The 26,209-nt window shown below is 74.8% G+C and carries 24 protein-coding genes; 13 read left to right on the top strand and 11 right to left on the bottom strand.

The features are described 5' to 3' along the window. The first annotated feature begins 75 nt into the window (after positions 1 to 75). Both LN037_RS25515 and LN037_RS25520 read left to right on the top strand, forming a co-directional pair. Positions 76 to 675: a DUF3556 domain-containing protein gene (locus LN037_RS25515; protein WP_372460535.1), complete on the top strand. Its 600-nt coding sequence runs from the start codon at positions 76 to 78 to the stop codon at positions 673 to 675. A 131-nt stretch (positions 676 to 806) separates the two neighbouring features. Next, positions 807 to 2,264, top strand: a complete 1,458-nt coding sequence (locus LN037_RS25520; protein WP_230758781.1) for a phytoene desaturase family protein — start codon at positions 807 to 809, stop codon at positions 2,262 to 2,264. 77 nt (positions 2,265 to 2,341) lie between these two features. Here LN037_RS25520 and LN037_RS25525 read toward each other — a convergent pair whose 3' ends face one another. Then, positions 2,342 to 3,472 carry a hypothetical protein gene (locus tag LN037_RS25525; RefSeq protein ID WP_230758782.1) on the bottom strand — a complete coding sequence of 377 codons (1,131 nt, stop codon included), beginning with the start codon at positions 3,470 to 3,472 and terminating at the stop codon, positions 2,342 to 2,344. A gap of 157 nt (positions 3,473 to 3,629) precedes the next feature. Between LN037_RS25525 and LN037_RS25530 the strand changes: the two genes are divergently transcribed. Further along, positions 3,630 to 3,899, top strand: a complete 270-nt coding sequence (locus LN037_RS25530) for a DUF2277 domain-containing protein (protein WP_230758783.1) — start codon at positions 3,630 to 3,632, stop codon at positions 3,897 to 3,899. 180 nt (positions 3,900 to 4,079) lie between these two features. Continuing rightward, positions 4,080 to 4,799, top strand: coding sequence for an SGNH/GDSL hydrolase family protein (locus LN037_RS25535; protein ID WP_230758784.1), 720 nt, complete (start codon positions 4,080 to 4,082; stop codon positions 4,797 to 4,799). Positions 4,800 to 4,830: 31 nt separating this feature from the next. Here LN037_RS25535 and eutC read toward each other — a convergent pair whose 3' ends face one another. From eutC to eat, 3 genes are read right to left on the bottom strand one after another with little or no spacing between them, the layout of a single operon-like run. Next, the gene (eutC, locus tag LN037_RS25540; RefSeq protein ID WP_230758785.1) at positions 4,831 to 5,571 is read right to left on the bottom strand and encodes an ethanolamine ammonia-lyase subunit EutC; all 741 of its coding nucleotides are present in this window, start codon (positions 5,569 to 5,571) and stop codon (positions 4,831 to 4,833) included. Then, complete coding sequence (locus tag LN037_RS25545; RefSeq protein ID WP_230758786.1) at positions 5,568 to 6,947, bottom strand: ethanolamine ammonia-lyase subunit EutB; 1,380 nt, start codon at positions 6,945 to 6,947, stop codon at positions 5,568 to 5,570. The genes eutC and LN037_RS25545 overlap by 4 nt, the downstream gene beginning before the upstream one ends. Next, entirely contained in the window at positions 6,944 to 8,356 is a 1,413-nt protein-coding gene (gene eat, locus LN037_RS25550) for an ethanolamine permease (RefSeq protein ID WP_230758787.1), read from the bottom strand. Before eat ends, LN037_RS25545 begins: the two co-directional genes overlap by 4 nt. Before the next feature lie 199 nt (positions 8,357 to 8,555). Between eat and LN037_RS33875 the strand changes: the two genes are divergently transcribed. The 4 genes from LN037_RS33875 to LN037_RS25570 all read left to right on the top strand — a co-directional run bounded on the left by LN037_RS33875 (position 8,556) and on the right by LN037_RS25570 (position 12,957). Further along, entirely contained in the window at positions 8,556 to 10,310 is a 1,755-nt protein-coding gene (locus LN037_RS33875) for a sensor histidine kinase (RefSeq protein WP_230758790.1), read from the top strand. Then, a complete protein-coding gene (locus LN037_RS25560) occupies positions 10,298 to 10,936 on the top strand; it encodes a response regulator transcription factor (RefSeq protein ID WP_230758793.1) in 639 nt (212 codons plus the stop codon). The genes LN037_RS33875 and LN037_RS25560 overlap by 13 nt, the downstream gene beginning before the upstream one ends. Positions 10,937 to 11,051: 115 nt before the next feature. Then, on the top strand, positions 11,052 to 12,314 hold the full coding sequence (locus tag LN037_RS25565) for a M23 family metallopeptidase (RefSeq protein WP_230758795.1): 1,263 nt from the start codon (positions 11,052 to 11,054) through the stop codon (positions 12,312 to 12,314). 85 nt (positions 12,315 to 12,399) lie between these two features. Next, positions 12,400 to 12,957: a GNAT family N-acetyltransferase gene (locus LN037_RS25570; RefSeq protein ID WP_230758798.1), complete on the top strand. Its 558-nt coding sequence runs from the start codon at positions 12,400 to 12,402 to the stop codon at positions 12,955 to 12,957. A gap of 153 nt (positions 12,958 to 13,110) precedes the next feature. Here the strand turns inward: LN037_RS25570 and LN037_RS25575 are convergent, their stop codons facing one another. After that, a complete protein-coding gene (locus LN037_RS25575; RefSeq protein WP_230758801.1) occupies positions 13,111 to 13,269 on the bottom strand; it encodes a DUF6131 family protein in 159 nt (52 codons plus the stop codon). A 248-nt stretch (positions 13,270 to 13,517) separates the two neighbouring features. Here LN037_RS25575 and LN037_RS33880 point away from each other — a divergent pair, with 248 nt between their 5' ends. Genes LN037_RS33880 through LN037_RS25590 form a run of 3 tightly spaced genes read left to right on the top strand, consistent with a single transcriptional unit; the run spans position 13,518 to position 17,303 of the window. Then, complete coding sequence (locus tag LN037_RS33880) at positions 13,518 to 14,501, top strand: acyl-CoA dehydrogenase family protein (protein WP_230758803.1); 984 nt, start codon at positions 13,518 to 13,520, stop codon at positions 14,499 to 14,501. Further along, positions 14,498 to 15,694: an acyl-CoA dehydrogenase family protein gene (locus tag LN037_RS25585; protein WP_230758806.1), complete on the top strand. Its 1,197-nt coding sequence runs from the start codon at positions 14,498 to 14,500 to the stop codon at positions 15,692 to 15,694. Before LN037_RS33880 ends, LN037_RS25585 begins: the two co-directional genes overlap by 4 nt. Positions 15,695 to 15,704: 10 nt before the next feature. After that, on the top strand, positions 15,705 to 17,303 hold the full coding sequence (locus LN037_RS25590) for a class I adenylate-forming enzyme family protein (RefSeq protein ID WP_230758809.1): 1,599 nt from the start codon (positions 15,705 to 15,707) through the stop codon (positions 17,301 to 17,303). Between the two features lie 17 nt (positions 17,304 to 17,320). Here the strand turns inward: LN037_RS25590 and LN037_RS25595 are convergent, their stop codons facing one another. After that, on the bottom strand, positions 17,321 to 18,463 hold the full coding sequence (locus tag LN037_RS25595) for a CaiB/BaiF CoA transferase family protein (protein WP_230758812.1): 1,143 nt from the start codon (positions 18,461 to 18,463) through the stop codon (positions 17,321 to 17,323). Between the two features lie 18 nt (positions 18,464 to 18,481). Between LN037_RS25595 and LN037_RS25600 the strand changes: the two genes are divergently transcribed. Further along, positions 18,482 to 19,225 carry an SDR family NAD(P)-dependent oxidoreductase gene (locus tag LN037_RS25600; protein ID WP_230758816.1) on the top strand — a complete coding sequence of 248 codons (744 nt, stop codon included), beginning with the start codon at positions 18,482 to 18,484 and terminating at the stop codon, positions 19,223 to 19,225. On the opposite strand, the gene LN037_RS25605 is transcribed toward LN037_RS25600, so the two are convergent. The 3 genes from LN037_RS25605 to LN037_RS25615 are packed head-to-tail and all read right to left on the bottom strand — an operon-like array spanning position 19,213 to position 21,648. Further along, on the bottom strand, positions 19,213 to 20,313 hold the full coding sequence (locus tag LN037_RS25605) for an LLM class flavin-dependent oxidoreductase (RefSeq protein ID WP_230758818.1): 1,101 nt from the start codon (positions 20,311 to 20,313) through the stop codon (positions 19,213 to 19,215). The genes LN037_RS25600 and LN037_RS25605 overlap by 13 nt on opposite strands. A 4-nt stretch (positions 20,314 to 20,317) precedes the next feature. After that, positions 20,318 to 21,181: an SDR family oxidoreductase gene (locus LN037_RS25610; RefSeq protein WP_230758820.1), complete on the bottom strand. Its 864-nt coding sequence runs from the start codon at positions 21,179 to 21,181 to the stop codon at positions 20,318 to 20,320. Positions 21,182 to 21,195: 14 nt separating this feature from the next. Beyond that, positions 21,196 to 21,648, bottom strand: a complete 453-nt coding sequence (locus LN037_RS25615; RefSeq protein ID WP_230758821.1) for a MaoC family dehydratase — start codon at positions 21,646 to 21,648, stop codon at positions 21,196 to 21,198. A 73-nt stretch (positions 21,649 to 21,721) separates the two neighbouring features. Between LN037_RS25615 and LN037_RS25620 the strand changes: the two genes are divergently transcribed. Continuing rightward, a complete protein-coding gene (locus tag LN037_RS25620; RefSeq protein ID WP_230758823.1) occupies positions 21,722 to 23,035 on the top strand; it encodes a phytoene desaturase family protein in 1,314 nt (437 codons plus the stop codon). Between the two features lie 69 nt (positions 23,036 to 23,104). Here LN037_RS25620 and LN037_RS25625 read toward each other — a convergent pair whose 3' ends face one another. After that, positions 23,105 to 24,811 carry a class I adenylate-forming enzyme family protein gene (locus LN037_RS25625; protein ID WP_230758826.1) on the bottom strand — a complete coding sequence of 569 codons (1,707 nt, stop codon included), beginning with the start codon at positions 24,809 to 24,811 and terminating at the stop codon, positions 23,105 to 23,107. Between the two features lie 583 nt (positions 24,812 to 25,394). Continuing rightward, positions 25,395 to 26,153, bottom strand: coding sequence for an enoyl-CoA hydratase/isomerase family protein (locus tag LN037_RS25630; protein ID WP_230758830.1), 759 nt, complete (start codon positions 26,151 to 26,153; stop codon positions 25,395 to 25,397). Positions 26,154 to 26,209: the final 56 nt, after the last annotated feature.

The following is a 26,209-nucleotide window of genomic DNA, read 5'->3' on the forward strand; positions in this document are numbered from 1 at the left end:
TCTATCTGCGGACCGACGCGCCCGGCCGACCTACACCCTCATCTGGGAAGAGCCCCCAACCAGGCGGGCTTCGCGGTGTGGGACATGGACCCGGCGTGGCTGCTCGTCCCGCTGGTCGCGGGCCTCGTGTTCTTCCCGGTCCTCGGCAACCTGCGGCCCGACCTCGTCGCCTTCACCCCGTCGATGCGCCAGTACGCGGGCAACTGGGCCTCCGCCCTCTGGGCCTTCGCGCCGGGCTGCGAGGACAAGCTGGACGCCGTCGTCCGGCCGTGCCGCAACCAGGTCCACCAGCTGCAGGCGCTGGGCTACGAGCCCCTCGTCGCCGAGGTGACCATGCAGCAGACCGCCGCGTGGCGCTCCATGCACTCGCAGGGCCGCGGGCTGTTCTCCCTGCTGCTCACCCACGTCCCCGACGTCGACCGCTCCACGGTGCGCGAGGCCGAGTTCGCCGCGAACTCCGTGATCGGCTTCAACTTCGGCGACGGGCACCTGCACGACGCCGCCCTGATCGCCGCCCTGCAGCGCCGCTGCCACTTCGCGCCCGGCGAGCTGGTGGTGGCCTGGGTCGAGTCGCAGCCCATCCACAAGGGGATCCAGGAGTACCAGGTGATCGACGCGGCGCTCGGCGTGGTCGAGCGCGGCTGGTGGAGCGTGCAGGACGCCGTCGACGCGTAGCCGTGGCTGCCGGACGGGCCCATCCCGCTGCACCCGACCTGGCGTCGGGAGGGCTCCGACGTCCCGGCGCCCGGCCACCCGGCGGCCGCCTCCGCCGCGCCGGTCCCCGAGGGATCGCGGACACTGCCGGCGTGACGGTCGGAGACGGAGCGCAGCGGAGCTCGACCGGAGCGACGGCGCTCGTGGTCGGCAGCGGGCCCAACGGGCTCGCTGCCGCCGTCGTCCTCGCCGCCGCCGGCTGCTCGGTCACGGTCCTCGAGGCCGAGTCCGAGATCGGCGGCGGGACCCGGACCCACGCCCCGCTCGGTCCCGGGCTGCTCGTCGACCACTGCTCGGGCTTCCACCCGATGGCCGTCGACTCCCCCGCGCTCGCGGGCCTCGAGGCCCACGGGCTGCGGTGGGCGTGGCCCGAGGTCGACTGCGCCCACCCGCTCGACGACGGGTCCGCGGCGCTGCTGCACCGCTCGGTCACGACGACCGCGGCGGGCCTCGGTCCCGACGGCGGGCGCTACCGGGCCCTCGTCGCGGGACCGTCGCGGCGCTACCCCGACCTGGCTCCCGACCTGCTCGGGCCGGTCGTCCACGTCCCGCGCCGCCCGGTGCTGTTCGCGCGCTTCGGGGCCCCCACGGTGCTGCCCGCCGCGGTGCTCGGGCGCGTGTTCCGCACCGGGCGGGCCCGCGCGCTGTGGGCCGGCGTCGCCGCCCACGCGATGCGCCCGCACACCGAGCCGCTCTCCTCCGCGATCGGCCTCGGCATCCTGACGGCGGGTCACCACGCCGGCTGGCCGGTCGCGGTCGGCGGCTCGCAGGCCATCGCCGACGCGCTCGTCGCCCGGCTCGAAGAGCTCGGCGGGACGGTCGAGACCGGCGTGCGGGTCACCTCGGCCGACCAGCTGGCGGGCGCGGACGTCGTCGTCCACGACCTCGACCCCGCCTCGATCCTGCGCATCCTCGGCGACCGCCTGCCGCCCGCGACCCGCCGCGCGTACCGGCGGTTCCGCCGCGGGATCGGGTCGGTGAAGGTCGACTACGCCGTCGACGGCGGCGTGCCGTGGACCGCGCCCGAGGTCGGACGGGCCGGCACGGTCCACGTCGGGGGGACCGCCACCGAGATCGCCGCCGCGGAGTCCGCCGCGAACCGCGGGGAGCTGCCCCGGCGGCCGTTCGTGCTCGTCGGGCAGCAGTCCGTCGCCGACCCGGGCCGCGCCCGCGGCGCCGTGGTCCCGGTCTACGCCTACGCGCACGTCCCGCTCGGCTGGCCCGGCACCGAGGCCGAGGTCGAGGCCCTGGTCACGGCACAGATCGAGCGGTTCGCCCCCGGTTTCCGCGACCGCGTCGTCGGCACCTCGGTCACGACGACGGCGGGCTTCGCCGCGACCAACGCGACCATGGTCGGCGGCGACATCCTCGCCGGCGCCAAGGACCCGGTGCAGCTGGCCCTCGGGCCACGTCCGCTGCGCGACCCCTACGCGACCGGGCTCCCCGGGCACTGGCTCGCCTCGGCCGCCGCTCCCCCGGGACCCGGCGCGCACGGCATGGCGGGCTGGCACGCGGCCCACCGGGCCCTCGCGGAGCTGCGCTCCCGGTAGGTCGTGCGCCCGGTCACGCCCGTCGGAACCGGTGCCGACGGCACCGGTTCCGGCGGGGGTGGTGCCGTGCTCGGCGCTCAGACCCGTCCGGCCGGGACGCGCTCCACGACGGTGGTGTCGGCGTAGGGGTCGATGTCGGCGTCGACCAGCGACGTCTCCGGGTCGAAGCGCGCGACCACGGTCGTGTCGGCCTGCTCGAACGCCGTGGCCTCGGGGACGTACGCGGTGGGCTCGAACGCGTTCGGCGCCCACGGGGCCGGCTCGAAGCTGGCGCGCACCGGCGCGTGGTCGGCGAAGCGCTCGTCGGCCCAGTGCTCGTCGACCCAGTGCTCGGGGACGCGGTCCTCGACGGCCTGGGGGGCGACCGGGGCGGCGACCGGGGCCAGCTGCGTGGCCTGCTCGTCCTCGACGGCGGGGGCGGCGTGGCGACCGCCCTCGGCGACGGGCGCGGGCTCGGGCGTCGCGGGCTGGTCCGCGGTCATGCGGCGGTGCAGCATCCGGTACCGGATCGCGCCGGCGGCCGCGGCACCGACGGCGAGGGCGCCGAGCACCAGCGGCACGTCCGAGGGGCCCTCGCCGGTGTCCGGGCGACCCTCCGCGGTGCGGTTCACCGCGGTCGAGGGGTCGGCGACGGCGGGGCCGGAGGCGACGGGGGGCAGGGCGCCGGGCGCGAACCCGGGCGCGAGACCCGGGGCGGCCGCGCCCGCCGGGGCGCCGGCGAACGAGGGGCTGAGCAGCGACGACGGCGCCTGCGCGGCGGCCCGCGGTGCGGCGGCCGACATCGGGGCGGGCGCGACCGGGGCGACCGGCGGGAGGGCACCGGCGGCGGGCGCGGTGCCGGCGGCGGGGGCGACGGGGGCGACCGGCGCGACGGGGGCGACCGGCGCCACCGGGGTCACGGCGGCCGGCGCGACCGCGCGCTGCACGGCGTTGACCCGCACCTGGCAGAGCGGGCCCGCCGACCAGACCTGCGTGGACGGCGACTGCTGGGTCACGTTGACGTTGTAGGCCTTGCCGGTCCGCGAGGTGATGCGGACCTGGTCGCCCGGGCTCGCGGAGACCGTCTTGCCGCAGGAGGCCGGGATGACCTGGCCGCCGCCGGGTGCGGCGGGCGCGGCGAGGGCCGCCGCCCCTCCGCCGAGCAGCCCCGCGGTGACGGAGCCGGCGATGACGAGGTGGCGGGCGAGCCCGCGTGCCGGGACGGACATGGCCGGACCTCCCACTCCTGCGGCGCCGGTGCCGCGTGATGCGTCGATACGGAGGCAACGACGCTGCACCCTCCGGGTGACGCCCCGGCGGAGAACCGGACTTACGGCGGTGCGCGACCCTCCCGCCGCTCACCGTCCGTGGGGCACCATCGCGGGCATGTGCCGCAACATCCGGGTCCTGCACAACTTCGAGCCCCCGGCGTCCGAGGACGAGGTGCACGAGGCCGCGCTGCAGTTCGTCCGCAAGATCAGCGGGTCGGCACGCCCGTCGAAGGCCAACGAGGCGGCCTTCGCCCGCGCCGTCGCCGACATCACGGCGAGCACCCGCACCCTGCTCGACGAGCTCGTCACCACCGCTCCGCCCAAGGACCGCGAGGTCGAGGCCGCGAAGGCCCGCGAACGCTCCCGCGAGCGCTACGGCCGCTGACCCCGGGCGGGGCCGCTCGGCGACGATGGCGATCTGCACGCACCCGGTGGGAGCAGCGCGCCATCGACGGTCAGCCGGACGACGGCCCCGCACAGCCGGCCCGGCGACGCGACCGGCGAGTAACGCGAACGGCCCAACTGCCGACGTCCAGTCGTACCAACTGGTTCGTCCGGGGGAGCCATGGCCCGTCGCCGTCGCACGATCGTCCTGTCCGTCGCGGTGTTCGCGGTCCTCGCCGCCCTGCTCGTGGCGATCAGCGCGAAGAGCGCGGCCGAGCAGCGGCGTGCGGACGAGGCCCGGGTGGCCACGGCGACGCTCGCCGGGAGCGCGCGGCCCAGCACACCGGTCTCGGTGATCGGCGACAGCTTCACCACCGGCACCGCCCAGGGCGGGACGGGCGCCGCGAACTGGGTCTCGCTGGTCGCCGGCCCCCGGGACTGGACGGTCACCTCCACCGCGATCGGCGGCACGGGCTACGTCGCCACCCTGCCCGGCGCCGCGCCCTACCAGCCCGCCCAGCTCGACGCGGCCCTCGCCGCCGCCCCGCGCCTCGTCATCGTCGAGGGGTCGCGCAACGACGCCGGCTCGTCCCCCGACCGCGTCGGGGCCGCGGCCGCCGCCCTGTACCGCGACCTCCGCGCGCGGGCACCGCAGGCCCGGCTCGTCGTCATCGGCCCCGTGTGGTCGGACGGCACCGCGCCGGCGCCGGTGCGCGCGATCCGCGACGCGGTGCGCGACGCCGCGACGGACGCGGGCGCGACCTGGATCGACCCCGTCGCCGACGGCTGGTTCGCCCGCCCCGCCGGCCTGATCGGCGCCGACGGCATCCACCCGACCGACGCCGGGCACCGGGTCATGGCCGAGCGGGTCGACGCGGCGCTGCGCGCGGCCGGGCTCTGAGCCGGGCCGCCGGACCCGGCACGACCCGTCGTCAGGAAGGCCCCTCCTCCGCGGCGGCGAGCGCCGGATCGGCCTTGAGCGCCGTGCCCGAGAGCTTCAGCCGCCGCGCCTCGGCCATGAGCATGGCGAGGGTGTCGGCCGCCGGGGCGTAGTCGACGCCGTGCGGTGGGCGGACGTTGGACAGGCAGTTGCGCTCGGAGTCGCGGCGGCCGCGGCGCGCGTCGTAGGTGAAGTAGGCGCCGAGGCTGTCGGTCGAGCTCATGCCCGGCCGCTCCCCGATGAGCACGAGGACGCTGCGCGCCCCGACCGCCGTCGCGATCTCGTCGCCGAGCGCCACCCGGGCCTGCGTCGCGACGACGACGGGGGCGACCCGCCAGCCGTCGAGCCGCGCGAGGACCTCGCGCAGCATCGGCACGGCGTGCCGGCGGATCGCGAGCGGCGAGAGCCCGTCGCCGACGACGATCACGAGGTCGTGCTCGCCGCGCGGCAGCTCCGTGTCCTCCGCGAGGCGACGCCCCTGGTCGGGGCGCTGCAGGTACCGCGACCGGTCCGGGGCGCTGCTGCGCACGCGACACACCCCGACGCGGAGCTCGGCCTCGATCTCGTGGGCGAGCGCCTCATCGTCCAGCGGGTCGTGCACCGCGTCGCGGGCCGCGGCGTGCGCCTGGCGCAGGGTCAGCAGGTGACCGGTGGGCATCGCGTCGCCCGCGCGGCCGAGCGCGACGCGGGCGCGGGTCGCCTGCCGGAGAGCGTCGAGCGGGTCGGCGCTCATCGCAGACCCGCCGTCAGCACCCGCAGGCTGGACGCGTCGGCGGTGAGTTCCCGGACGCGGCCGTCGTCGGTCATCAGGTCCATCCGCGCGAGCCACTCGGCGAACTCGGGCGCGGGCCGCAGCCCGAGCGTCTGCCGGGCGTAGAGCGCGTCGTGGAACGACAGCGACTGGTAGTGCAGCATCACGTCGTCGCCGCCCGGCACGCAGATCACGAACGGGCAGCCCGCGGCGCCGAGCAGGGTGAGCAGCACGTCGGTGTCGTCCGCGTCGGCCTCGGCGTGGTTGGTGTAGCAGACGTCCACGCCCATCGGCAGGCCGAGCAGCTTGCCGCAGAAGTGGTCCTCCAGCCCCGCGCGGATGATCTGCTTGCCGTCGAACAGGTACTCCGGGCCGATGAACCCGACGACGGTGTTGACCAGCAGGGGGTCGAACGCCCGCGCCACGGCGTAGGCCCGGGCCTCGAGGGTCTGCTGGTCGACGCCGTGGTGGGCGTCGGCCGACAGCGCCGAGCCCTGCCCCGTCTCGAAGTACATGCACTGCGTCCCGACGGTGCCGCGCCCGAGCGCGAGGGCGCCCTCGTGGGCCTCGCGGAGCAGGTCCAGCGTGACGCCGAACCCGTCGTTGGCGGCCTCGGTGCCGGCGATCGACTGGAACACGAGGTCCACCGGGGCCCCGCGCTCCAGGATCTGCAGCGTGGTGGTGACGTGGGCGAGCACGCAGCTCTGGGTGGGGATGGCGTAGCGCTCGCGCACGTCGTCGATGAGGTGCAGCAGGTCGGTCGTGCGCCGCGGCGAGTCGGTGGCGGGGTTGATCCCGATGACGGTGTCGCCGCAGCCGTGCAGCAGCCCGTCGACGATCGCGGCGCTGACGCCGAGCGGGTCGTCGGTCGGGTCGTTGGGCTGCAGGCGGGTCGCGAGGGTGCCCGGCAGCCCGATCGTCGAGCGGAACGCGGTGACCACGGGCGTGCGCCGCGCGACCGAGACGAGGTCCTGGACGCGGCACAGCTTGCTGGTCGCGGCCACCATCTCCGGGGTGAGGCCGGCTTCGAGGCCGCGCGTGTCGGTCTCCGGGCGCAGCAGGTACTCGCGGAACTCCCCCACCGTCATCGCGGCCACCGGGGCGAACGCCGCGGCGTCGTGGGTGTCGACGATCAGCCGCGTGACCTCGTCGTCCTCGTAGGGCACCACGTGCTCGGCGAGGAAGGTGGCGAGCGGCAGGTCGGCGAGCAGCCACTGGGCCGCGACCCGCTCCTGCTCCGAGGCGGCCGCGACCCCCGCCAGGGCGTCGCCCGAGCGCTCCGGCGTGGCCGCGGCCAGCAGCGCCTTCAGGTCGGCGAACTCGTAGGTGTGCCCGGAGAGCGTGATCCGTCGGGTCACTTCAGGGCCTCCTCGGCGGCGGCGAGCGCGGCGAACTCCTCGTCCGGCGCGGCGGCGACGAGGTGGTGGCGCGAGTAGAACCCGAACCAGGCCATGAACAGCGCGAACGCGCCGAGGGCGCACAGCGCGGCCACGGTGTCGACGAGGAAGGTCGCCACCACCGCGATGCACGCGACGACGAGGGCGAAGCCGGTGGTCGCGGTGCCGCCCGGCGTGCGGTACGGGCGGGGCATGTCGGGCTCGCGGCGGCGCAGCACGATGTGGCTGACCATCATCAGGACATAGCTCAGGGCCGCGCCGAACACCGCCATGTTGAGCAGGGTCGCCCCCTCGCCGGTGAAGGTGAGCAGGAAGCCGATCACGCCGGGCACGATCAGCGCCAGCGTCGGCGCCTTGCGGGAGTTCGTCACCGACAGCACCCGCGGCAGGTAGCCGGCGCGGGAGAGCGCGAAGGTCTGGCGCGAGTACGCGTAGATGATCGAGAAGAAGCTGGCGATCAGGCCGGCCAGCCCGATGTAGTTGACGACGGTGGCCGCGACCCCGGTGCCGAGCGCCTCCACGAGCGGGTTGCCCGACTGCGACAGCGCCTGCGCCCCGAGGGCGCCGGTGGACAGCACGAGCACGGCCGCCCCGGTGACCACCAGGACGAGCATGCTCACGACGATGCCGCGCGGTACGTCGCGGCGCGGGTCGCGGGCCTCCTCGGCCGCGAGCGGCACCCCCTCGACGGCGAGGAAGAACCAGATCGCGAACGGCACCGCCGACCACACCCCGAGCAGCCCGAACGGCAGCGCCGCGCTCGCGCCGGCCGCGTCGGTGGCGGGGATGTCGACGAGGTTCGCCGGGTCGAACAGCGGCACGGCGGCGATCGCGAAGACGATCAGCCCGACCACCGCGATCGCGGTGATGACGAACATGACCTTGAGCGCCTCACCGGCGCCCGAGAGGTGGATGCCGACGAAGATCGCGTAGGCGGCGAGGTAGACCCACCAGCCGTCGGTGATGCCGAACAGCTGCAGGGACTCGACGTAGGCGCCGATGAACGTGGCGATCGCGGCCGGGGCGATGGAGTACTCGATGAGGATCGCGGTGCCGGTCGCGTACCCGCCCCACGGGCCCAGCGCGCGGCGGGCGAAGGTGTAGCCGCCCCCCGCCGTCGGGAGGGCGCTGGAGAGTTCGGCCATGCCCAGGACCATCGCGAAGTACATCGCGGCGATGACGACGCCGGCGATCGCGAGACCACCGAAGCCGCCCTCGGCGAGCCCGAAGTTCCAGCCCGAGTAGTCCCCGGAGATCACGTAGCTGACGCCGAGCCCGGCCAGCAGGACCCACCCGGCGGCGCCGCTGCGCAGCTGCCGTTTCGCCAGGTACTCGTCGTCCGCGTCCGGACCCACTCCCGTCGTCGTCATGGCCGGCTCCGTCCTGCTCGGGCCGGTCCCGGTGCCGGCGGTGGGAGAACCGTAGGAACCGTGTGAGGTCGCGAGAAGCACCGTCGGGTAAATCCGGCGAGAACGACCGCGCGGTGCCGACACCCGGCGCAACCGGCGCGTCCGGACGCGGGCACGACGACGGCTCGACGCCGATCGGGGGACGTGCCACCGTGATCGGGTGCACCCGACGCGCGGACGGTCGAGCGCGGCCGCGCGCACGCTCCGGCTCGCCCTGACCGCGCTGACCGGGGCGGTCCTGTTCCTCGCCGTGGTCGAGATGGTGCTGCTGCTCGGCAGCCCCGAGGCGCCCTACGGCCTGCTCGTGCTGCTGCCGCTGACCGGCGTCGTCTTCACGGTCGTCGGGGCGGTGGCGTGGGCGCGGCGGCCGAGCAACCGCACCGGACCGCTGCTCGTCGCCGGGGGTCTCGCGTGGCTCGCCGCCGGACTCGTGAACACCCTCGTGCCGCCGCTGATCGCGGTGGGGCAGGTCGCCGCCTGGCTGCCGATCGCGGTCGTGCTGCACGCCCTGCTCGCCTTCCCGTCCGGCGTGCTCGACGGGTGGGGCACGCGGGCGCTGGCCGGCGCCGGGTACGTCGTCGCGATCGCGCCCCAGCCCGTGCGCTACGCGGCGACGCCCCTCGACCCGCCCTACGCCCCGCTGCTCGTCGCCGACCGTCCGGCGGTCGCGGCGGCCGCCACCCTGGCGCAGTCCGTGGCGGCGACCGTGCTGCTCGCCGCGGTGGCCGCGGTGCTCGTGCGGCGGCTCGTCGCGGCCGACCGGGAGCGACGACGGGCCCTGCTGCCGGTCTACGCCTACGGCGCGGTCGCGGTGCTCGGCATCTCCGTGCTCAGCGCGCTCACCCGGTACGCCGGGGTGCACCCCGTCGTCGTGCCGCTGGCCCAGCTGCTCGTGCAGGCCGGCGTCCCGGTGGCCTTCGCGGTGGCGATGCTGCGCGGCGGGTTCGCCCGGGCCGGGGAGCTCGAGGAGCTCGCCGCGTGGGTCGCCCGGCCCGCCCGCGACGGCGACCTGCGCGACGGCCTCGCCCGGGCGCTCGGCGACGACTCGCTGCTGCTCGCGTTCCGGGTCGACCTGCCGGAGGAGCCGGACCCGACGTGGGTCGACGAGGCCGGCGCCGTCGTGACCCTCCCCGCGGCCGGTTCGGGCCGGCTCGCCGTGCCGGTGGAGCTCGGCGCGCGGGAGATCGCCGTGGTCGTCGTCGACCGGTCCCTGCACCCCGACCCCGGGCCCGTCCGCTCCGCGGGCCGCATCGTCGCGCTCGCCGCCGAGCGGGAGCGGCTGGCCGCGGAGACGGCCGCCACCCGCGACGAGCTGCGCGCCTCCCGCGCCCGCCTGCTCGCCGCCGGCGACGGCGAGCGCCGCAGGCTCGCCCGCGACCTGCACGACCGGCTGCAGAGCCGCCTCGTCCTGCTCGCGATCACCGCCTCGGAGGCGTCGGTCGACGAGGCCGGCTCGCTCGAGGCGGTGCGCCGCGGCATCGAGGAGGTCGTCACCGAGCTCCGCCACCTCGTGCAGGGCGTGCTGCCGACCCTGCTGATCGAGCGCGGCCTCGTCGCCGCGATCGAGGAGCTCGCCGACCGCAGCCCGCTGCCGCTGCTCCTCTCCGCCGAGGAGGGTGCCGACGACGACCTGCCGCCCGCGATCGAGAGCTCGGTCCACCACGTGGTGGTCGAGGCCGTGACCAACGCCGTCAAGCACGCCCGGGCCACCAAGGTCGCGGTCGAGGTGGCCCGGGTGGCCGACCGGCTGCGGGTGGAGATCGACGACGACGGGGTGGGCGGGGCGCGCATCGGCGGCGGCGCGGGGCTGCGCGGCATCGCCGACCGGGTCGGTGCGCTCGACGGCACCCTGCTCCTCGACAGTCCGCCGGGCCGCGGGACCCGGCTCGTGCTGGAGGTGCCGTGCGGGTCGTGATCGGGGAGGACGAGGCGCTGCTGCGCGAGGGGCTGGCCCTGGTCCTCGAACGGGCCGGCATCGAGGTCGTCGGCAGCGCGGCCGACGCCGACGAGGTGGTGGAGCTGGTCGGGCGCCTGCGCCCCGACCTGCTGCTCACCGACATCCGCATGCCGCCGCGCCACGCCGACGACGGGCTCCGGGCCGCGCTGCGCGTCCGTGCGGCGATGCCGGGCACGGGCGTCGTCGTGCTGTCCCAGTACGTGGCGCACCGGTACGCGCGGGAACTGCTCGGGACGGACGCCGCGCGGGTCGGGTACCTGCTCAAGTACCGCATCGCGGACAGCGCCGGCTTCTGCGCCGACCTCCGCCGCGTGGCCGCGGGCGGGACCGCCCTCGACCCCGAGGTCGCCTCCGCCATGCTGTCGCGCTCCGCTCCGGCGATCGAGGCGCTCGGGCCCCGCCGACGACAGGTCCTCGCCCTGATCGCGGAGGGCCGGACCAACAGCGGCATCGCGCGTCGGCTGGACATCACGGAGAAGGCCGTCGTGGCGCACACGTCGGGCATCTACGACGCGCTCGGGCTCCCCGTGACCGACGACGACCACCGGCGTGTCCTGGCGGTCGTCCGCTACCTGACGGGCTGAGGAGCGACCCCGGTCCCCGCCCGACCCCTGGACCCAGGTCCATGGGCTCCCGGGGCGGAGCTGCCTAGCGTCGACGGACAGCCGATCCTGTCCGCCGACCCGCCCGGAGCCGACCATGCGTGGTGCTCGTCTCGCGACCGTCCTCGCCGCGTTCGCGCTCCTCGCCGCCTGCGCTCCGGGCGCGCCGTCCACCGGGGACGTGGCGGTGCCGGTCCGGCCCGGGCCGCCGGACCCCCCGGTGTTCCAACCGCTGGTGATCACGCCGGTGCCGCAGTCGCCGTCGCCGGTGCGCGGGACCGACGGCCGCTTCCACGTCGTCTACGAACTGCAGGTGCTCAACGCCGGCCCCCGCGCGGCGACCGTCACCTCCGTGGAGTCCCTCGCCGACGGCCCGACGGGCCGGGTGGTCGGCGCGATCTCGGGGCCGGAGGTCGTCGCCCGCACGCTGGTCCTCGGGGACTACACGCTGCCCCCGGCCCCGGCGACGGAGGTCCCGGCGGGGCGGACCGCACTCCTCATCCTCGAGGACGCCTACGACACCCGGGAGGCGGTGCCCGCCGCCGTCGTGCACCGGGTCCGCGCCACCTACGGTCCGCTCCCCCCGAACCAGGCCGAGTTCGCCTCGGGCTTCCCCGCGCAGAGCGAGCAGATCACCGGACCGGTGCGGATCGACGGGCCCGCACCGCGGGTCGTCGGGCCTCCGCTGACCGGACCCGACTGGGTCGCGGTGAACGCCTGCTGCGAGCTCTCCCCGCACCGCGGCGCGATGGTGCCGCTCGGCGGACGCATCAACGGCGGCGAGCGCTACGCCGTCGACTGGTCCCGCTTCGACCTGACCGCCCGGCCGATCGTCGACCTGGCCGCCGGGACCCAGGCCACCGTCCGGGGCGACCGGACCCGCAACGAGGACTACTTCACCTTCGACCAGCCCGTGCTCGCGGTCGCCGACGCCACGGTCGTGGCGGTGGAGGGCGGACTGCCGGAGGCGCAGCCCGGGCAGTTCCTGCCGCTCGCGGTGTCCGACCTCGGCGGCAACCGCGTCGTCCTGGACATCGGCGGTGGCGCGTACGCGTTCTACGCCCACCTGAAGACCGGGTCGCCACGGGTGAAGGTGGGTGACCGGGTGCGGCGGGGCCAGGAGATCGCGCGCACCGGGAACTCCGGCAACACCAGCGAGTCGCACCTGCACTTCCAGCTCATGGACTCGACGCAGGCCCTCACGGCCACCAACCTGCCGTTCGAGATCGACACCTTCACCTGGCAGGGCACCGTGACACCGGACGCCCTGGTCGCCGAGCCGCCCGCGGGACCACGGTCGGGCGAGCTGCCGCTGATCTACAGCGCCGTCACCTTCCCCGCACCTCCCGCGGCGGGCTGAATGACCGGACCTTTCGCTCCCGCCTGACCGGACCTTTCCTCCTTCCGCGAGTAGGCTCGGGCGCCGGACGGGCGGAGGGAGCCGGGTGACGGGGACGTCGAGCACGCAGTGGCAGCTCGCGTGGGAAACCCACCTCGGCCCGGCGGACCACGAGGTCGTCGGCGCGCTGCTGGCGCGCAGCTACGCCGCCACCACCACGGTGTTCACGCCGGGACACAGCTGGGCCGGCGCCCGCCCCGAGCTGCGCGTCCTCGGGTGGCAGCGCGACGAGCTGGTGGCCCACGCGGGCGTCGTGCGGCGCTTCCTGCGCGCGGGCGGGCACTCGCAGCTCGTCGGAGACGTCGGGCTCGTCGCCGTGCACCCCGGGCACCAGGGCGAGGGCCTCGGGGGCGCACTCCTCGACGTGGTGCGCCGGACCCTCGTGCAGCTCGCCGCGCCCTACGGCTTCCTCACCTGCGACCCCGACCTGCGTCCGTTCTACGCACGCTCGGGTTGGGTCGCGCTGGCCGACACCGACCTGTGCTCGGTCGGAATCGACCACCGGACCGAGCACGACCGGCGCAACGGGATGCTGCTGCCCGTCCTCGCCCCGCTCGACGCGTGGCCGGCCGGCCCGGTGGAGCGCAACGGCCAGGAGATCTGACCGCGAGAATTCGATGGCCCGCCATGGAATGGCGTCGGCCGGGGTATTCCGGGGACCGGAGCACGGGCCGGTTGAGCAGACAGCCGGTCCGTGCCTTCCCCTGCGTACCGATCGGCCGCGGGCCCACCCCAGGGGTGGGCCCGCGACGCGCGATCAGAAGTACGTCTTGCGGCCACCCACCCCGCGCCCGACGGCGCCGAGGACGGTGAGGATCAGGCCGACCACCAGCAGGATCCAGCCGATGGTGGCGACGAAGGCCGGCACGGGTGCCACGTAGCCGACGACGATGAGGATGATGCCCAGAATGATCATGAATGCCTCCGGAGCGGGGAGCGAGTGACGTCGGACAGGACGGTGGCTTCGTCCTGACTGGCCCGACAACGAATTCCCTCGCTCAGCGGTACTGCTCGGTTACCGATCCGGACGGAATTGCGCCGGACGCGTCATCCGCGGGCGCGCTCGGGGCAACGCGATCATTCCCGGCGGCGGCGAACGGACCCCCTCCGGCTCGGCGGACGCGGCCTTGTTCGGCCACTCGTTTTTAGTCTAGCTTCAAAGGCGTGCCGCTCTACGCCTCCGAACACGAGCAGCTGCGCGCCTCGGTGCGCGGTCTGCTGGGGACCGCCGACCCCCGGGCCGACGGGTACGACCGGGCGCTCTGGCGCCGGCTCTGCGACGAGCTCGGCGTCGCCGGTCTCGCGATCGGCGAGGAGCAGGGCGGCTCGGGCTACGGGCCCGTCGAGCTCGCCGTCGTGGCCGAGGAGGTCGGCCGCGCCAACCTCCCCTCCCCCTTCCTGACGACGACGCTGGCCGGTCTCGCGCTCGCGGCCGGCGGGGAGGACGTCGGCCCGGTCGTCCGCGGCGACCGCCTCGCGACCGTGTCCTTCTCCTCCGACGGCCGCCACGTCGTGGACGGCGACGTCGCCGACGTGCTCGTGCTGGTCGGGGACACCGCCGGCACGGTCACGGTGGTCGAGCTCGCGTCCGTCGTCCGGACCCCGCTCACGACGATGGACCTCACGCGCGGTCAGGCCCACCTCGACCTCGCGGACGCGCCCCGCCGCACGATCGCCGCGGACCCCGACCGGATCGCCGCCCTCGCCGTCACCCTGCTGGCCTGCGAGCAGATCGGCGGCGCGGAGCGGGTGCTGGAGATGTCCACGGCGTACGCAACGCAGCGCGTCCAGTTCGGGCGGCCGATCGGGTCGTTCCAGGCCGTGAAGCACCTGCTCGCCGACATGCTCGTCGAGCTCGAACTGGCGCGGTCGGCCCAGCAGCACGCGGTGGCGCTGGCCGCCGACCCCGCCACGACCGCCCCGGAGCTCGACGCGGCCGCGCGCACCGCGCACGTGGCCTGCACGCGCGCGTTCGTCCGGCTCACCGGCGACGCGATCCGCGCGCACGGCGGGATCGGCTACACCTGGGAGCACGACGCACACCGGTACTTCCGGCGGGCCCGTGCCTCCGCCGTCCTCTTCGGGTCCCCCGCCGACGACGCCGACCGTCTCGCCGAGCACGCGGGCCTGGCGAGGGCCGCGTCGTGACCGAGACCGTGCCCGCCTTCCGCCGCCGCGCGGCGGACTTCCTCGCCCGCCAGGGGTGCCGCCACGAGGACGCCCCGAGCCGGTCGCGCGCCCCCGGCGACTACGTCGCCGCCGCCCGGGTCCACCAGCACGCCCTGGCCGAGCACGGGCTGGCGGGGATCACCTGGCCGGCCGAGTACGGCGGACTCGGGCTGGGCCCGGAGTTCCGGGCGGCCTTCGACGAGGAGGCCGCCGGGTTCGAGACGTTCTCCGCCCTGTTCACCATCGGCCTCGGCATGTGCGGTCCGGTGCTGCTCGCCCTCGGCACGCCGGAGCAGCGGGAGCGGTACCTGCCGCCGCTCCTGCGGGCCGACGAGGTCTGGTGCCAGCTGTTCTCCGAGCCCGCCGCGGGGTCCGACCTGGCGGCGCTGGCCACCCGTGCGACCCCGGACGGCGACGGCTGGCGGGTCTCCGGGCAGAAGGTGTGGACGACCTACGCCCACCAGAGCGACCGCGGCCTCCTGCTCGCCCGGACCGACCCCGGGAAGCCCAAGCACCGCGGCATCACGATGTTCGTGCTCGACATGGCCGCGCCCGGGGTGACGGTCCGCCCGCTGCGGCAGGCCACCGGCGACGCCGAGTTCAACGAGGTGTTCCTCGACGACGTCCGGGTCGGGCCCGGGGACGTCGTCGGCGCGGTCGACGAGGGCTGGCGCGCGGCCACGCTGATGCTGATGAACGAACGGGCGGCGCTCGCCGACAGCCCGATCGGCTCGCCGGTCACGCTCGAGGCCGTCGTCGCCCTGGCGCGGCGGACCGGCCGGACCGGCGACCCCTTCGTCCGGAGGGCCGTGGCCGACGCCTACGTCATGCAGCAGCAGGTGGAGCTCTTCGCCCGGCGTGTCGCGGGCGACGTGCGCGTCGGGCGGGACCCGGGCGCCCTCGCGTCGATCGGCAAACTCGCCGCCGGACGGCTCGCCACCCAGGTCGCCGCGCTCGCGCTGGAGGTCGCGGGACCGGACGCCGTCGCGTGGGACCCCGCCGACCCCGACGGCGAGCTGTGGGCCTACGGCGAGCTCTACGCGCCGTCGCTCTCGATCGCCGGCGGCACCGAGCAGATCCAGCGCACCGTCCTCGGCGAGCGGGTGCTCGGGCTGCCCCGCGAGCCGCAGACCGACCGTGACGTCCCGTTCCGCGACCTGCGGCGCGGGTGAGGAGCCGACGATGGCCCTCACGACCTCGTACCGCCCCGCGGACACCACGCCCCCGCTGTGGGAGGAGACCGTCGGCGCCCTGCTCGTCCGTCGGGCGGCCGAGCACCCCGACCGGTTCGCGCTCGTCGGCACGCGGCACGGCGACGGCACCGAGGTCCGGCTGACCTACGCCGAACTGCTCGACGAGGCCCGCCGCGTCGCCGCCGCCCTCGCCCGCCTCGTCGAGCCCGGGGAGCCGGTCGCGTTGTGGGCGCCGAACGTCGTCGAGTGGCCGGTGATCGAGTACGGCGCCGCGCTCGCGGGCGTGGTCCTCGTGGCCCTGAACCCGGTCCTGCGCCGGCGCGAGCTCGAGTACGCCCTCGACCACTCGCGCGCGACGGTGCTGCTGCACGCCGACCGCAGCCGGGACCATGACATGGCGGCGATCGCCCGCGACCTCCCCGGCGTCACCGCGATCAGCCTCGCCGAGACCGCCCGCTGGAAGGCCGACGCGGCGGACGACGCGGTGGTCGCCGCGGAGCCGGCCGACCCGTCGGCGCCGGTGATGCTGCAGTACACGTCCGGGACGACGGGGAACCCGAAGGGCGTCCTGCTCTGCCACCGGTCATTGGTCAACGTCGCGCAGCTGACGATGCACGTCACGCGGGCCGCGCCGGGCGCGGCGTGCGTGAACCCGCTGCCGATGTTCCACACGGCGGCGTGCGTCATCGGCACCCTCGGCCCGCTGTGTCTCGCTGGCACCGAGGTGCTCGTGGAGCAGTTCGCGCCCGGGCCGGTCCTCGCGCTGATCCACCGCGAGGCGGCGTCGGTCCTGTTCTACGTCCCGGCGGTGCTCGGCGCCCTGCTCGAGGCCCAGCGCGCCGCCGACCGGCCCGCCCCGCGACTGACCACCGCGATGGGTGGCGCCGCGACCGTCTCCCCCACGATGATCCAGGCCGCCGAGGACGTCTTCGGGGCCTCCGTGATCAACCTGTTCGGGCAGACCGAGCTCGCTCCCGTCCTCACCGCCACCCGCCCCGACGACGCCCGCACCGACCAGCTCGAGACCGTCGGTCGCCCGCTGCCCCACGTCGAGGTGAAGGTCGTCGACCCGGTCGACGGCGAGGTCGTCCCGCTCGGCGAACCGGGCGAGATCTGCGCCCGCGGGTACCAGCAGATGCTCCGCTACCTGCACGACCCGGAGGCCACCGCCGCGACCGTCGACGCCGACGGCTTCCTGCACACCGGGGACCTCGGGGCGCTCGACGACCGCGGCCACCTCCGCCTCACCGGCCGGCTCAAGGAGCTGATCATCCGCAAGGGCGAGAACATCGCCCCGCCGGAGATCGAGAACGTGGTGGTCAGCCACGCGGCGGTCGTCGGGGCGGCGGTCCTCGGCCTTCCCGACGACAGGTCGGGGGAGATCGTCGCGGCCGTGCTGCGGGTGCGGGAGGAACGGTCCGGTCTGCGCGACGAGCTCGTCGCGCACTGCCGGGAGCGGCTGTCCCCGCACAAGATCCCGAGCCGCTGGTTCGTGGTGGAGGACTTCCCGCTGACGCCCACGCAGAAGGTGCAGAAGTTCCGCCTCGCGGAGCTCGCGACGTCCGGCGAGCTCCGCGAGCTGACCTGACCCGACGTCGGGAACGCTCAGGCCTGGACGGCGGCACCCGAGGCGAGCAGCGCGTCCACGTCGACGCCGGCCGCGGCGAGCACCTCCCGGGAGTGGGCACCCGGCGCCGGGGACGGCGCGGGGTCGGCCACGGGATGGCCCGAGAAGCGGGGCGCGGGGCCGGGCTGGAGGCGGCCGTCGTGCTCGACGACGCTGCCCCGCGCGGCGACCTGGGGGTGCGTCGCGGCCTCGGTGAGTCCGAGGACGGGCGCGACACAGGCGTCGGTGCCGGCGAAGACGGTGGCCCACTCGTCGCGCGTGCGGCTCGCGAACGCGGCGGCGATCGTGGCGCGCAGCTCCGGCCAGTGGTCGCGGTCGTGCTGGCGGGCCGGGTCCTCGTCGACGCCGAGCAGGCGGAGGAACTCGGCGTAGAACTTCGGTTCCAGTGCCCCGACCGCCATGTGTCCACCGTCGGCGGTGGCGTAGACCGCGTAGTAGGGCGTCCCGCCGTCGAGCATGTTCGCGCCGCGGCGGTCGGTCCAGCGGCCGGAGCCGAGCATGGCGTGGATCGCGGCGAGCAGGTGCGAGGCGCCGTCGAGGATCGCGGCGTCGACGACCTGCCCGCGGCCCGTGCGCGCGGCCTCGGCGAGCGCCGCGAGGACGCCGATGACGAGGTAGGTGGACCCGCCGCCGAAGTCGCCGAGGAGGTTGAGGGGCGGCACGGGCGGACCGTCCGCCGGACCGATCGCGTGCAGCGCGCCGGTGAGCGCGATGTAGCCGATGTCGTGGCCGGCGGTGTGCGCCCAGGGCCCGTCCTGCCCCCAGCCGGTCATGCGGCCGTAGACCAGGCGCGGGTTGCGGGCCCACACGTCGTCGGGTCCGACCCCGAGGCGTTCGGTGACGCCCGGGCGGTTGCCCTCGATGAGGACGTCGGCGGTCGCGGTGAGCGCCAGCAGGGCCTCGACCGCCTCCGGACGCTTGAGGTCGAGGACGACCGAGCGTTTCCCGCGGTTCAGCACGTCGGCCGTGGGCGGCGCCGGGGCCAGTCCCGCGCCGGTGGGCCGGTCGACGCGGATCACGTCGGCGCCGAGGTCGGCGAGCAGCATCGCGGCGAAGGGCCCCGGACCGATCCCGGCCAGTTCGACGACCGTGACACCGGAGAGCGGACCCGCGATTCTCATACAGATTAGAATACGGGGGTGGACGGTTCCTGGGCACTGGTGGCGGGCGGATCGGGCGGGATCGGCCGGGCGGTGTGCCGGGCACTGGCGCAGGACGGGTGGGACGTCGTCCTCACCTACCGGCACGGCGTCGACGCCGCGGGGGTCGCGGCGGGTGAGGTCGAGGCGGCCGGGCGGCGGGCCGTCGTCGCGCAGGTCGACCTGACCGACGCCGCCGCGACCGCAGCGGTGGTCCGGTCCGCACCGTTCGGCGCCGTCGTCTACGCGGCCGGCCCGCACATCCCGATGCGCTACATCTCCACGATCACCCCGGAGCAGTACCGCGACCAGCTCCTCGGTGACACCGTGGCCGCCTACAACCTGCTGCACCCGGCCATCGAGGTGCTGCGCGGGACGCAGGGGTCGATGGTCGCGCTGGTGACGCCCGCGGTGGAGCGCTACTCGAAGAAGGACATGCTCTCCTCGGCACCCAAGGCGTCGGTGGCGGCCACCGTCCGCGGCATCGCCGCCGAGGAGGGCCGGTACGGCGTGCGCGCGAACTGCGTCGGGGTCGGGCTGCTCGAGGGCGAGGGGATGTGGTCCGAGCTGGTGGCGCGCGGCGACTACACCGAGGAGCTCCTCGCCACGGCACGCGCGAACCTCGCGCTGCGGCGGTTCGGGTCGGTGGAGGACGTGGCCGAGGCGGTGCGCTTCCTCGTCTCCGCCCGCGCCGGCTGGATCACCGGTCAGACGCTCAACGTCGACGGCGGCTACGCCCTCTGAGCCGTGAGCCCGACGTCGCGGTGGACGTCGATCGCGGCGAGCCGCGGGAGCACCTGCTCGGCGTAGACGTCCGCCGCCCGCTGCGCGACGTGCTGGGGCATGCCGCCGAAGGCGAACAGGTTGACCACACCGCCCGCGTCGAGGGCACGGACCCGCTCGACGGTCTGCTCGACCAGCTCGTCGGGCGTACCGCCCATCTGCAGGTCGGCGAGGAACCGGTTGAACGCGGGCAGGCCGTGCTTCTCGATGTTCCGGCGCAGCCCGGCGTAGTACTCGTAGCCCGGCACGGTCTCGAGGCGCGGGTCGGTGAACCCGTAGTGCTCGATCGTCGAGCGGGCGTAGGCCGTGGCGTACTCGTCGTGCAGGTCCCGCGCGCGGGCCGGGTCGGGGTCGATCGTCGTGAAGTTGACGAGCACCGGCGCGGGCGGGTCCTCGTCGTGGATCGACCGGTAGAGCTCGCGGTACTCCGCGGTCTCCCGCACCGTGACCTCCCACGGCTTCTGCGCGATCAGCATCAGGCCATAACCCAGACCGGCCATGATGCGGGCGGACTCCGGCGACACCGCCGAGGCGTAGGTGCGCCCGCGGAACGTGGTGAACGCCGGCGGGTGCAGTTCCGCGCGGGGCTGGCGGTAGAGCTCGCCGTCGTGCTCGATCGCCCCGGACTCGAAGGCCGCCGAGATCGCGGTGGCGTACTCGACGAACCGCTGCCGCGACTCCCCCATCTCGAGGCGGAAGTCGTCGAACTCGATCGCGCCGAGCCCGCGACCGAGGCCGAGCAGCACCCGGCCGCCGGACACCGAGTCCAGCCAGGCGATCTCCTCGGCGACACGGACCGGGTCGTGCCACGGCAGCACCATGACCATGGTGCCGAGCCGGACGGTGCGCGTGCGGCCCGCGAGATAGGTCAGCAGCTGCGCCGGGTTCGGCATCATGTGATAGCGCGTGAAGTGGTGCTCGGCGGTCCAGATCGAGTCGAACCCGCGCGGCTCGGCCTGGTCGGCGAGCGCCAGGCCGCCGCGCACGACGTCGTGGTCGTCGCGGCCGGGCTCCAGCCCCTGGAAGAACAGCCCCATCCCGACGTGCACGCGCTCACCCCACCGGGTTGACGCCGGGCGTGGCGCCGGAGAGGTCGGTGATCTCGGCCCAGCGGTCGGTGACCTGCTCCGGGGTCGGGACGTCGGCGAACGTGACGCCCTTCGACTGGAACCAGGCCACCGTGTGGACCTGCCCGCCACCCGCGACGATCACCTCGCCGGAGTCCGTGCACTCGTCGCCGAGCAGATGCGCCACCACGGGCGCGACGTGCGCGGGCCCGAGCTTCTCCAGCACCTCGGGCGGCGCGATGTCCGCGGTCATCCGGGTCGCGGCCATCGGCGCGATCGCGTTGGCGAGGATTCCGTACCGGGCGCCCTCGATCGCGAGCGTGCGGATCAGTCCGATCAGCCCGCCCTTGGCGGTGCCGTAGTTCGCCTGGCCGAAGTTGCCGTAGATGCCCGACGTCGACGTGGCGACGACGACGCGCCCGTGGCGCTGCTCGCGGAAGTGCGGCCAGGCCGCGCGGACGACGTGGAAGGCGCCGCCGACGTGGACGTCCTGCACCGCCTGCCAGTCCGCCTCGCTCATCTTGTGGAACGCGCCGTCGCGCAGGATCCCGGCATTGGCCACGACGCCGTCGATGCGCCCGAACGCCTCGACCGCGTCGGCGACGACCTGCGCGCCGCCCGCCGGGTCGGCGACGCTGTCGTGGTTCGCGACCGCCTCACCGCCGGCACCGCGGATCTCCTCGACGACGGCGTCGGCCGCGGAGTGGCCCGACCCGGTGCCGTCCCGGGCACCGCCCAGGTCGTTCACCACGACGCGCGCGCCGTGCCGGGCCAGCAGCAGGGCGTACTCCCGGCCGAGCCCACCGCCCGCCCCGGTGACGGCGACGACGCGACCTTCGACTCCGGACACTGGTCCTCCCGTTCTCAGACGTAGAAGCGGCCGACGCTCTCGACCACGCAGGCGGGCTTCGATTCGCCCTCGATCTCGATGACGGTGGCGAACACGACCTGCACGGCCCCGTCCAGCGGAGTCACCTCCGCGACCGTGGCAGTGGCGCGGACCCGGGACCCCACGGCGACGGGCGCCGGGAAGCGGACCCTGTTGAAGCCGTAGTTCACACCCATCCGCACGCCCTCGATGCGGTACAGCCCGGCCAGCAGGACCGGCAGCAGCGAGAGCGTGAGCAGCCCGTGCGCGATGGGCCCGCCGAACGGCCCCTGCGCCGCGCGCTCCGGGTCGACGTGGATCCACTGGTGGTCCCCGGTCGCGTCGGCGAACGTGTCGACGGTCTTCTGGTCGACCGTCACCCACTCCCCCGGCCCGAGCGTCTCCCCGACCGCGGCGAGCACCTCGTCGACCCCGGCGAACGTCCGCATCGGACCTCCTTGCTGCTCGACGAGCCCTTGTTCTAATCTCGATTAAAACATGCTGCGGTCGAGGAGGACACCCATGGCGAACCCGGAGCACCGGTTCGACGCGCTCGTGATCGGTGCCGGGGCCGGCGGCCTCTTCGCTGCCGCCCGCCTGTCGCACCAGGGCTACCGGACGCTCGTGGTCGAGCGGCTCGACCGCGTCGGCGGCCGCGCCTCGAGCGAGGTGATCGACGGGTTCACCGTGAACAACGGGGCGATCGTCATCGAGGTCGGCGGTGTCACCGAGGAGACGTTCGCCGAGGTCGGGGCGCGGTTCGACGTCCGCCGTCCGAAGCCGCCGATCCTCTATCGGATCGGCGGCAAGGACGTGGACGTGACCGGCGGCGGCTGGGGCTTCCTGCTCTCCCAGCTCACCCGGCAGGGCGCGAAGCTGCTCGACGGGCTGGGTGCCGCCCGCACCGACGAGGGGATGCCGACCGGGTCACTCTCCACCGCCGACTGGATCCGGCGCTACACGTCGAACGAGAACGTGCACGGCATCTTCCGCAACATGTGCGGGTCGGTGTTCGCGGTCAGTTCCGAGGAGCTGCCCGCGCAGGTGTTCCTCACCTACTTCACGCGCAAGAGCGCCTTCAAGAAGTTCGGGTTCTGCCCCGAGGGCACGATCGGCATCTGGCAGGCGCTCGCCGAGGTCGTCGTCGGATGCGGCGGGGAGGTCTGGCTCGACAGCGAGGTCACCGACCTGCGCCTGCACGACGACGGGTCGGTCGCCGGGGTGACCGTCGCGCGCCCCGGCGAGCAGGTCGAGGTGGACTGCCGGGTCGCGGTCAGCGACGTCGGGCCCGCCGCGACCGCCGACCTCGTCGGGCGGGAGCGCCTCGCCGCGGAGTACGTGGCGACGGTGGACACCACGCCGTGCTCGATGATCGTCGTCAACTTCGCGAGCCGGACGCCGCTGGTCGACGCACCGGGCCTGCTGTCGTTCGCGAAGACCCGGCGCATGGCCTACGTCGCGAACTTCACCGCCACCTGCCCGGAGACCGCGCCGGAGGGTTGGCACCTCTACAACGGGACGTCGGTGCCCCAGCCCGCGACCGGTCCGTTCGACGAGGCCGCCGAGACCGAGCTGCTGCACCAGGACCTGCACGAGCAGATCCCCGGGTTCGCCGACGCCCGTATCCTCTCGACGTCGGTGTGGCGCGACGGCTGGCCGCCCCAGCGCGCCGTGGCGGGCTTCGACATCACGCACACCACGCCGGTGCCGAACCTGTGGAACGTCGGCGACGCCGTGAAGCAGTACGCCAACGGCGGCACGACCGCCTGTGCCGAGACGGCGAAGATCGTGGTCTCCGAGATCACCGCCCGGTACCCGGTCCCGGCGACGATCTGAGGTCGCCCGCGTCAGCCGTGGCCCACCACTGACGTCCGTCGTCAGCAGTGGGCCACGGCTGACGGCGGCTCAGCCCGCCACCGGGGCGCGCTCGGCCACCATCCGGGCCAGCCGGAACTTCTGGATCTTCCCGGTCGGGGTGCTGGGCAGCTCCTCGGCGGTGAGGAACACGACCCGGCGCGGGACCTTGAACCGCGCCAGCTGCTCCTTGCACAGCGCGATCAGCTCCTCGGCCTCGACCTCGGCGCCGGGCTTCCGGACGATGCACGCCACGCCGATCTCGCCCCACCGGTCGTCGGCCACGCCCACCGCGTAGGCCTGGCTGACGCCGGGGTGGCGGGAGAGGACCTCCTCGACCTCCTTCGGCATCACGAGCTCGCCGCCGGACTTGTAGAGCTCCTTGCTGCGCCCGGTCAGCACGAGGTAGCGGTCCGCGCGGACGATGCCGAGGTCGCCCGAGCGCACCCACCCGTCGTCGGACAGCGCGAGTACGGTCTCCTCGGGCTTGCCCCAGAACCCGAGCATGTTCGTCGGCCCGCGCGCGGTGAGCTCGCCCTCCTGCCCGTCGGGCAACGGCTCGCCGTCGAACACGTCGATCGTGCGGAACTCGGTGAGGTCGCCGTCGCGCTCCGGGATTCCGGCGACGCCGGCCATCTTGACCCGGCCCACCGTCGTCGCCATGACCTCGAGCGGGTCCTCGGGCAGCGAGAGGGTCATGGCGCCGCCCTGCTCGGTCATGCCGTAGCCGGTGACGATCTCGTCGACCCCGAGGCCGTCGCGGACCTTCTCCCACAGCCACACCGGAGCCGGCGCCGCACCGGAGAGGATGGCGCGCAGGCTCGAGAGGTCGCGGGTGGCGAGGTCCGGGTGCTCGAGCAGGGCCACCGTCATCGTCGGGACGCAGAGGATGTCCGTGGCACGGTGGCGCTCGATGCCCTCGAGGTAGCGCCCGGGATCGAACGCGGTCTGCGGGACGATCGCGCCACCGACCATCATCGCCGCCATGAGGCCCTCGACGTAGCCGAACATGTGGTAGCAGGGCAGCGAGAACAGGATGCGGCGCCCGTCCCCGAAGGCGCGGGTCAGCGCGGAGGCGTAGCCGGTGCGCTGGCTCGCGTCGTGCGTGATCAGCACGCCCTTGGGCGAGCCGGTGGTGCCCGAGGTGTAGAGGATGTCCGCGACGTCGCCCGGCTCGGCGCCACGGCCGTCGGCGGCACCCGCGTGCGCGGTACCCAGGCTCTCCAGGTCGGCGACGGAGCGGACGCCGTCGCGGGTGCGCCCGTCGGTGGACAGCACGACCACCTCGCGCAGCTCCGGCAGCGCCGTCTGCTCGCCGCGGTCCCACCCGGGGGCGATCTCGTCGAGCATTCCGAGCTGGTCGAGGCCCATGAACCCGGTCATCGTCACGAGGACCTGGCACGCCGACTGCTCGAGCACGTAGCGCAGCTCGTCGGTGCGGTAGAGGTAGTTGAACGGCACCGCGACCGCCCCCGCCCGCGCAACGGCGAACTTCAGCGGCACGAACTCGAGGTAGTTGGCCATGACGATCCCGACCCGGTCGCCCGGGCGGACACCCAGTGCCGCCAGACCGTCGGCGAGACGGCGCGACCAGGCGTCGGTCTCGGCGTAGGTGACCGTGCGGTCGTCGGTGATGACGAAGGGGCGCTCACCGAATTCGCCCGCGAGCTGCGCGAGCCGCTCGTGCAACGTCATCGGGGTCCAGACGGGGAACCGGCGACGCAGGGCGTCCCGGCGCTCGTCGAGGCTCTCGGTCATGCAGCACCCACTCCTGATCGTTGGCCCCCGGTTCTTTTAATCAAGAGTAGAGAAGAGATGTGGGCCGGACCATGTCCAGTTCCGTCACGTGATCGCCACGGGTGGTGACGACGTCGGTGGTCCCAAGATCTGATCGAGCCGCGCGATGTGATCGCTGGGCGATCACATTGCGCGGCTCGTCGGGATCTTGGTCGCCCGGCGCCCGGTCGCCTGGTCGTGGCGAGCTCACCCACCCCGAGCCACCTTGTCGCGGCGAGCTCACTCACTCCGGCCACCTTGTCGTTGTGAATCACCGCGACAAGGCGGGACGCCGGCGCTGGAAGCCCGCGACAAGGCGGGGTGGCCGGACCCGCGCGGACCGGACCGCAGGCCGCCCCGGCCACCTTGTCGTTGTGAGCTCACCCGCCCCGGCCACCCTGTCGTTGTGAATCACCGCGACAAGGCGGGACGCAGGCACTGGAAGCCCGCGACAAGGTGGCCGGGGCCGTGACTCACCGCGACAAGGCGGGGCGCAGGCGTCGAGAGCCCGCGACAAGGCGGGGCGCAGGCGCCGGAAGCCCGCGACAAGGCCCCGGGGAGCCGCCTACCGCGCCCGCACTGCTCGGACCAGCCGCTCCGCCGCCCCGTCCGCCAGGTGCTCCACGACGACGTCGGTCTCCAGCGCCAACCCGTCCTCGAGCGGCAGCCGCAGCCCCTCGTGCACCAGACGCTTGGTGCGGGCCACAGCCTGGGGATCGCGGCTCGCCAACCGGGCCACCACGGCGTCGACCATCGCCTCGAACTCCTCGGCCGGCGCGGAGCGGTAGGCCAGCCCCCACTCGACGGCCTGCCGGCCGGAGAGCCGGTCGCCGAGCAGGATGTGCCCGAGCGCCCGCTGCGGGCCGACCAACCGCGGCAACCGCTGCGACCCGCCGCCCCCGGGCACCTGGCCGACGGCGAGGTGGTTGTCGGCGATCACCGCGTCGTCGCGGACCAGCGCGATGTCGCTGGCCTGCATGAACTCGAAGCCGCCCGCCATCGCGTGGCCCTCGACCACCGACACCACCGGCACCGGCAGCGTGGCGACCACAGCGCAGGCGCGCCCGAAGCGCTCGAAGAGCACCCGCAGCGCCGACGGCCCGTCCGCCGCCAGCCGGGCCACCTCGTCGACGTCGCCCCCGGCGCAGAACGTGCCCCCGGCGCCCCGCACGACGATGACCGCGACCCCACCCGCCAGCGAGACCAGCGCGTCGTGCAGCCCGTCGGCGAGACCGATCGTCACGGCGTTGCGCGCGTGCGGCCGGTTCAGCGTCACGTGGCCGACGCGCCCCTCCACCCGCGTGCGGACCGGGGCGTCCGACATGGGAGACCTCCTCGTCGAGCTATGTTCTAATCTGGATTAGAACTGTAGCCGAGGGA

This window comes from Actinomycetospora soli (assembly GCF_021026295.1).
Taxonomy (GTDB): domain Bacteria; phylum Actinomycetota; class Actinomycetes; order Mycobacteriales; family Pseudonocardiaceae; genus Actinomycetospora; species Actinomycetospora soli.

What these genes read in the sequence shown, in the direction of transcription:
- LN037_RS25525 (WP_230758782.1), bottom strand. Translation starts at nt 3,472, where the DNA reads ATGTCCGTCCCGGCACGCGGGCTCGCCCGCCACCTCGTCATCGCCGGC.
- LN037_RS25530 (WP_230758783.1), top strand. Translation starts at nt 3,630, where the DNA reads ATGTGCCGCAACATCCGGGTCCTGCACAACTTCGAGCCCCCGGCGTCC.
- LN037_RS25535 (WP_230758784.1), top strand. Translation starts at nt 4,080, where the DNA reads ATGGCCCGTCGCCGTCGCACGATCGTCCTGTCCGTCGCGGTGTTCGCG.
- eutC (WP_230758785.1), bottom strand. Translation starts at nt 5,571, where the DNA reads ATGAGCGCCGACCCGCTCGACGCTCTCCGGCAGGCGACCCGCGCCCGC.
- eat (WP_230758787.1), bottom strand. Translation starts at nt 8,356, where the DNA reads ATGACGACGACGGGAGTGGGTCCGGACGCGGACGACGAGTACCTGGCG.
- LN037_RS25565 (WP_230758795.1), top strand. Translation starts at nt 11,052, where the DNA reads ATGCGTGGTGCTCGTCTCGCGACCGTCCTCGCCGCGTTCGCGCTCCTC.
- LN037_RS25575 (WP_230758801.1), bottom strand. Translation starts at nt 13,269, where the DNA reads ATGATCATTCTGGGCATCATCCTCATCGTCGTCGGCTACGTGGCACCC.
- LN037_RS25590 (WP_230758809.1), top strand. Translation starts at nt 15,705, where the DNA reads ATGGCCCTCACGACCTCGTACCGCCCCGCGGACACCACGCCCCCGCTG.
- LN037_RS25595 (WP_230758812.1), bottom strand. Translation starts at nt 18,463, where the DNA reads ATGAGAATCGCGGGTCCGCTCTCCGGTGTCACGGTCGTCGAACTGGCC.
- LN037_RS25615 (WP_230758821.1), bottom strand. Translation starts at nt 21,648, where the DNA reads ATGCGGACGTTCGCCGGGGTCGACGAGGTGCTCGCCGCGGTCGGGGAG.
- LN037_RS25620 (WP_230758823.1), top strand. Translation starts at nt 21,722, where the DNA reads ATGGCGAACCCGGAGCACCGGTTCGACGCGCTCGTGATCGGTGCCGGG.
- LN037_RS25625 (WP_230758826.1), bottom strand. Translation starts at nt 24,811, where the DNA reads ATGACCGAGAGCCTCGACGAGCGCCGGGACGCCCTGCGTCGCCGGTTC.
- LN037_RS25630 (WP_230758830.1), bottom strand. Translation starts at nt 26,153, where the DNA reads ATGTCGGACGCCCCGGTCCGCACGCGGGTGGAGGGGCGCGTCGGCCAC.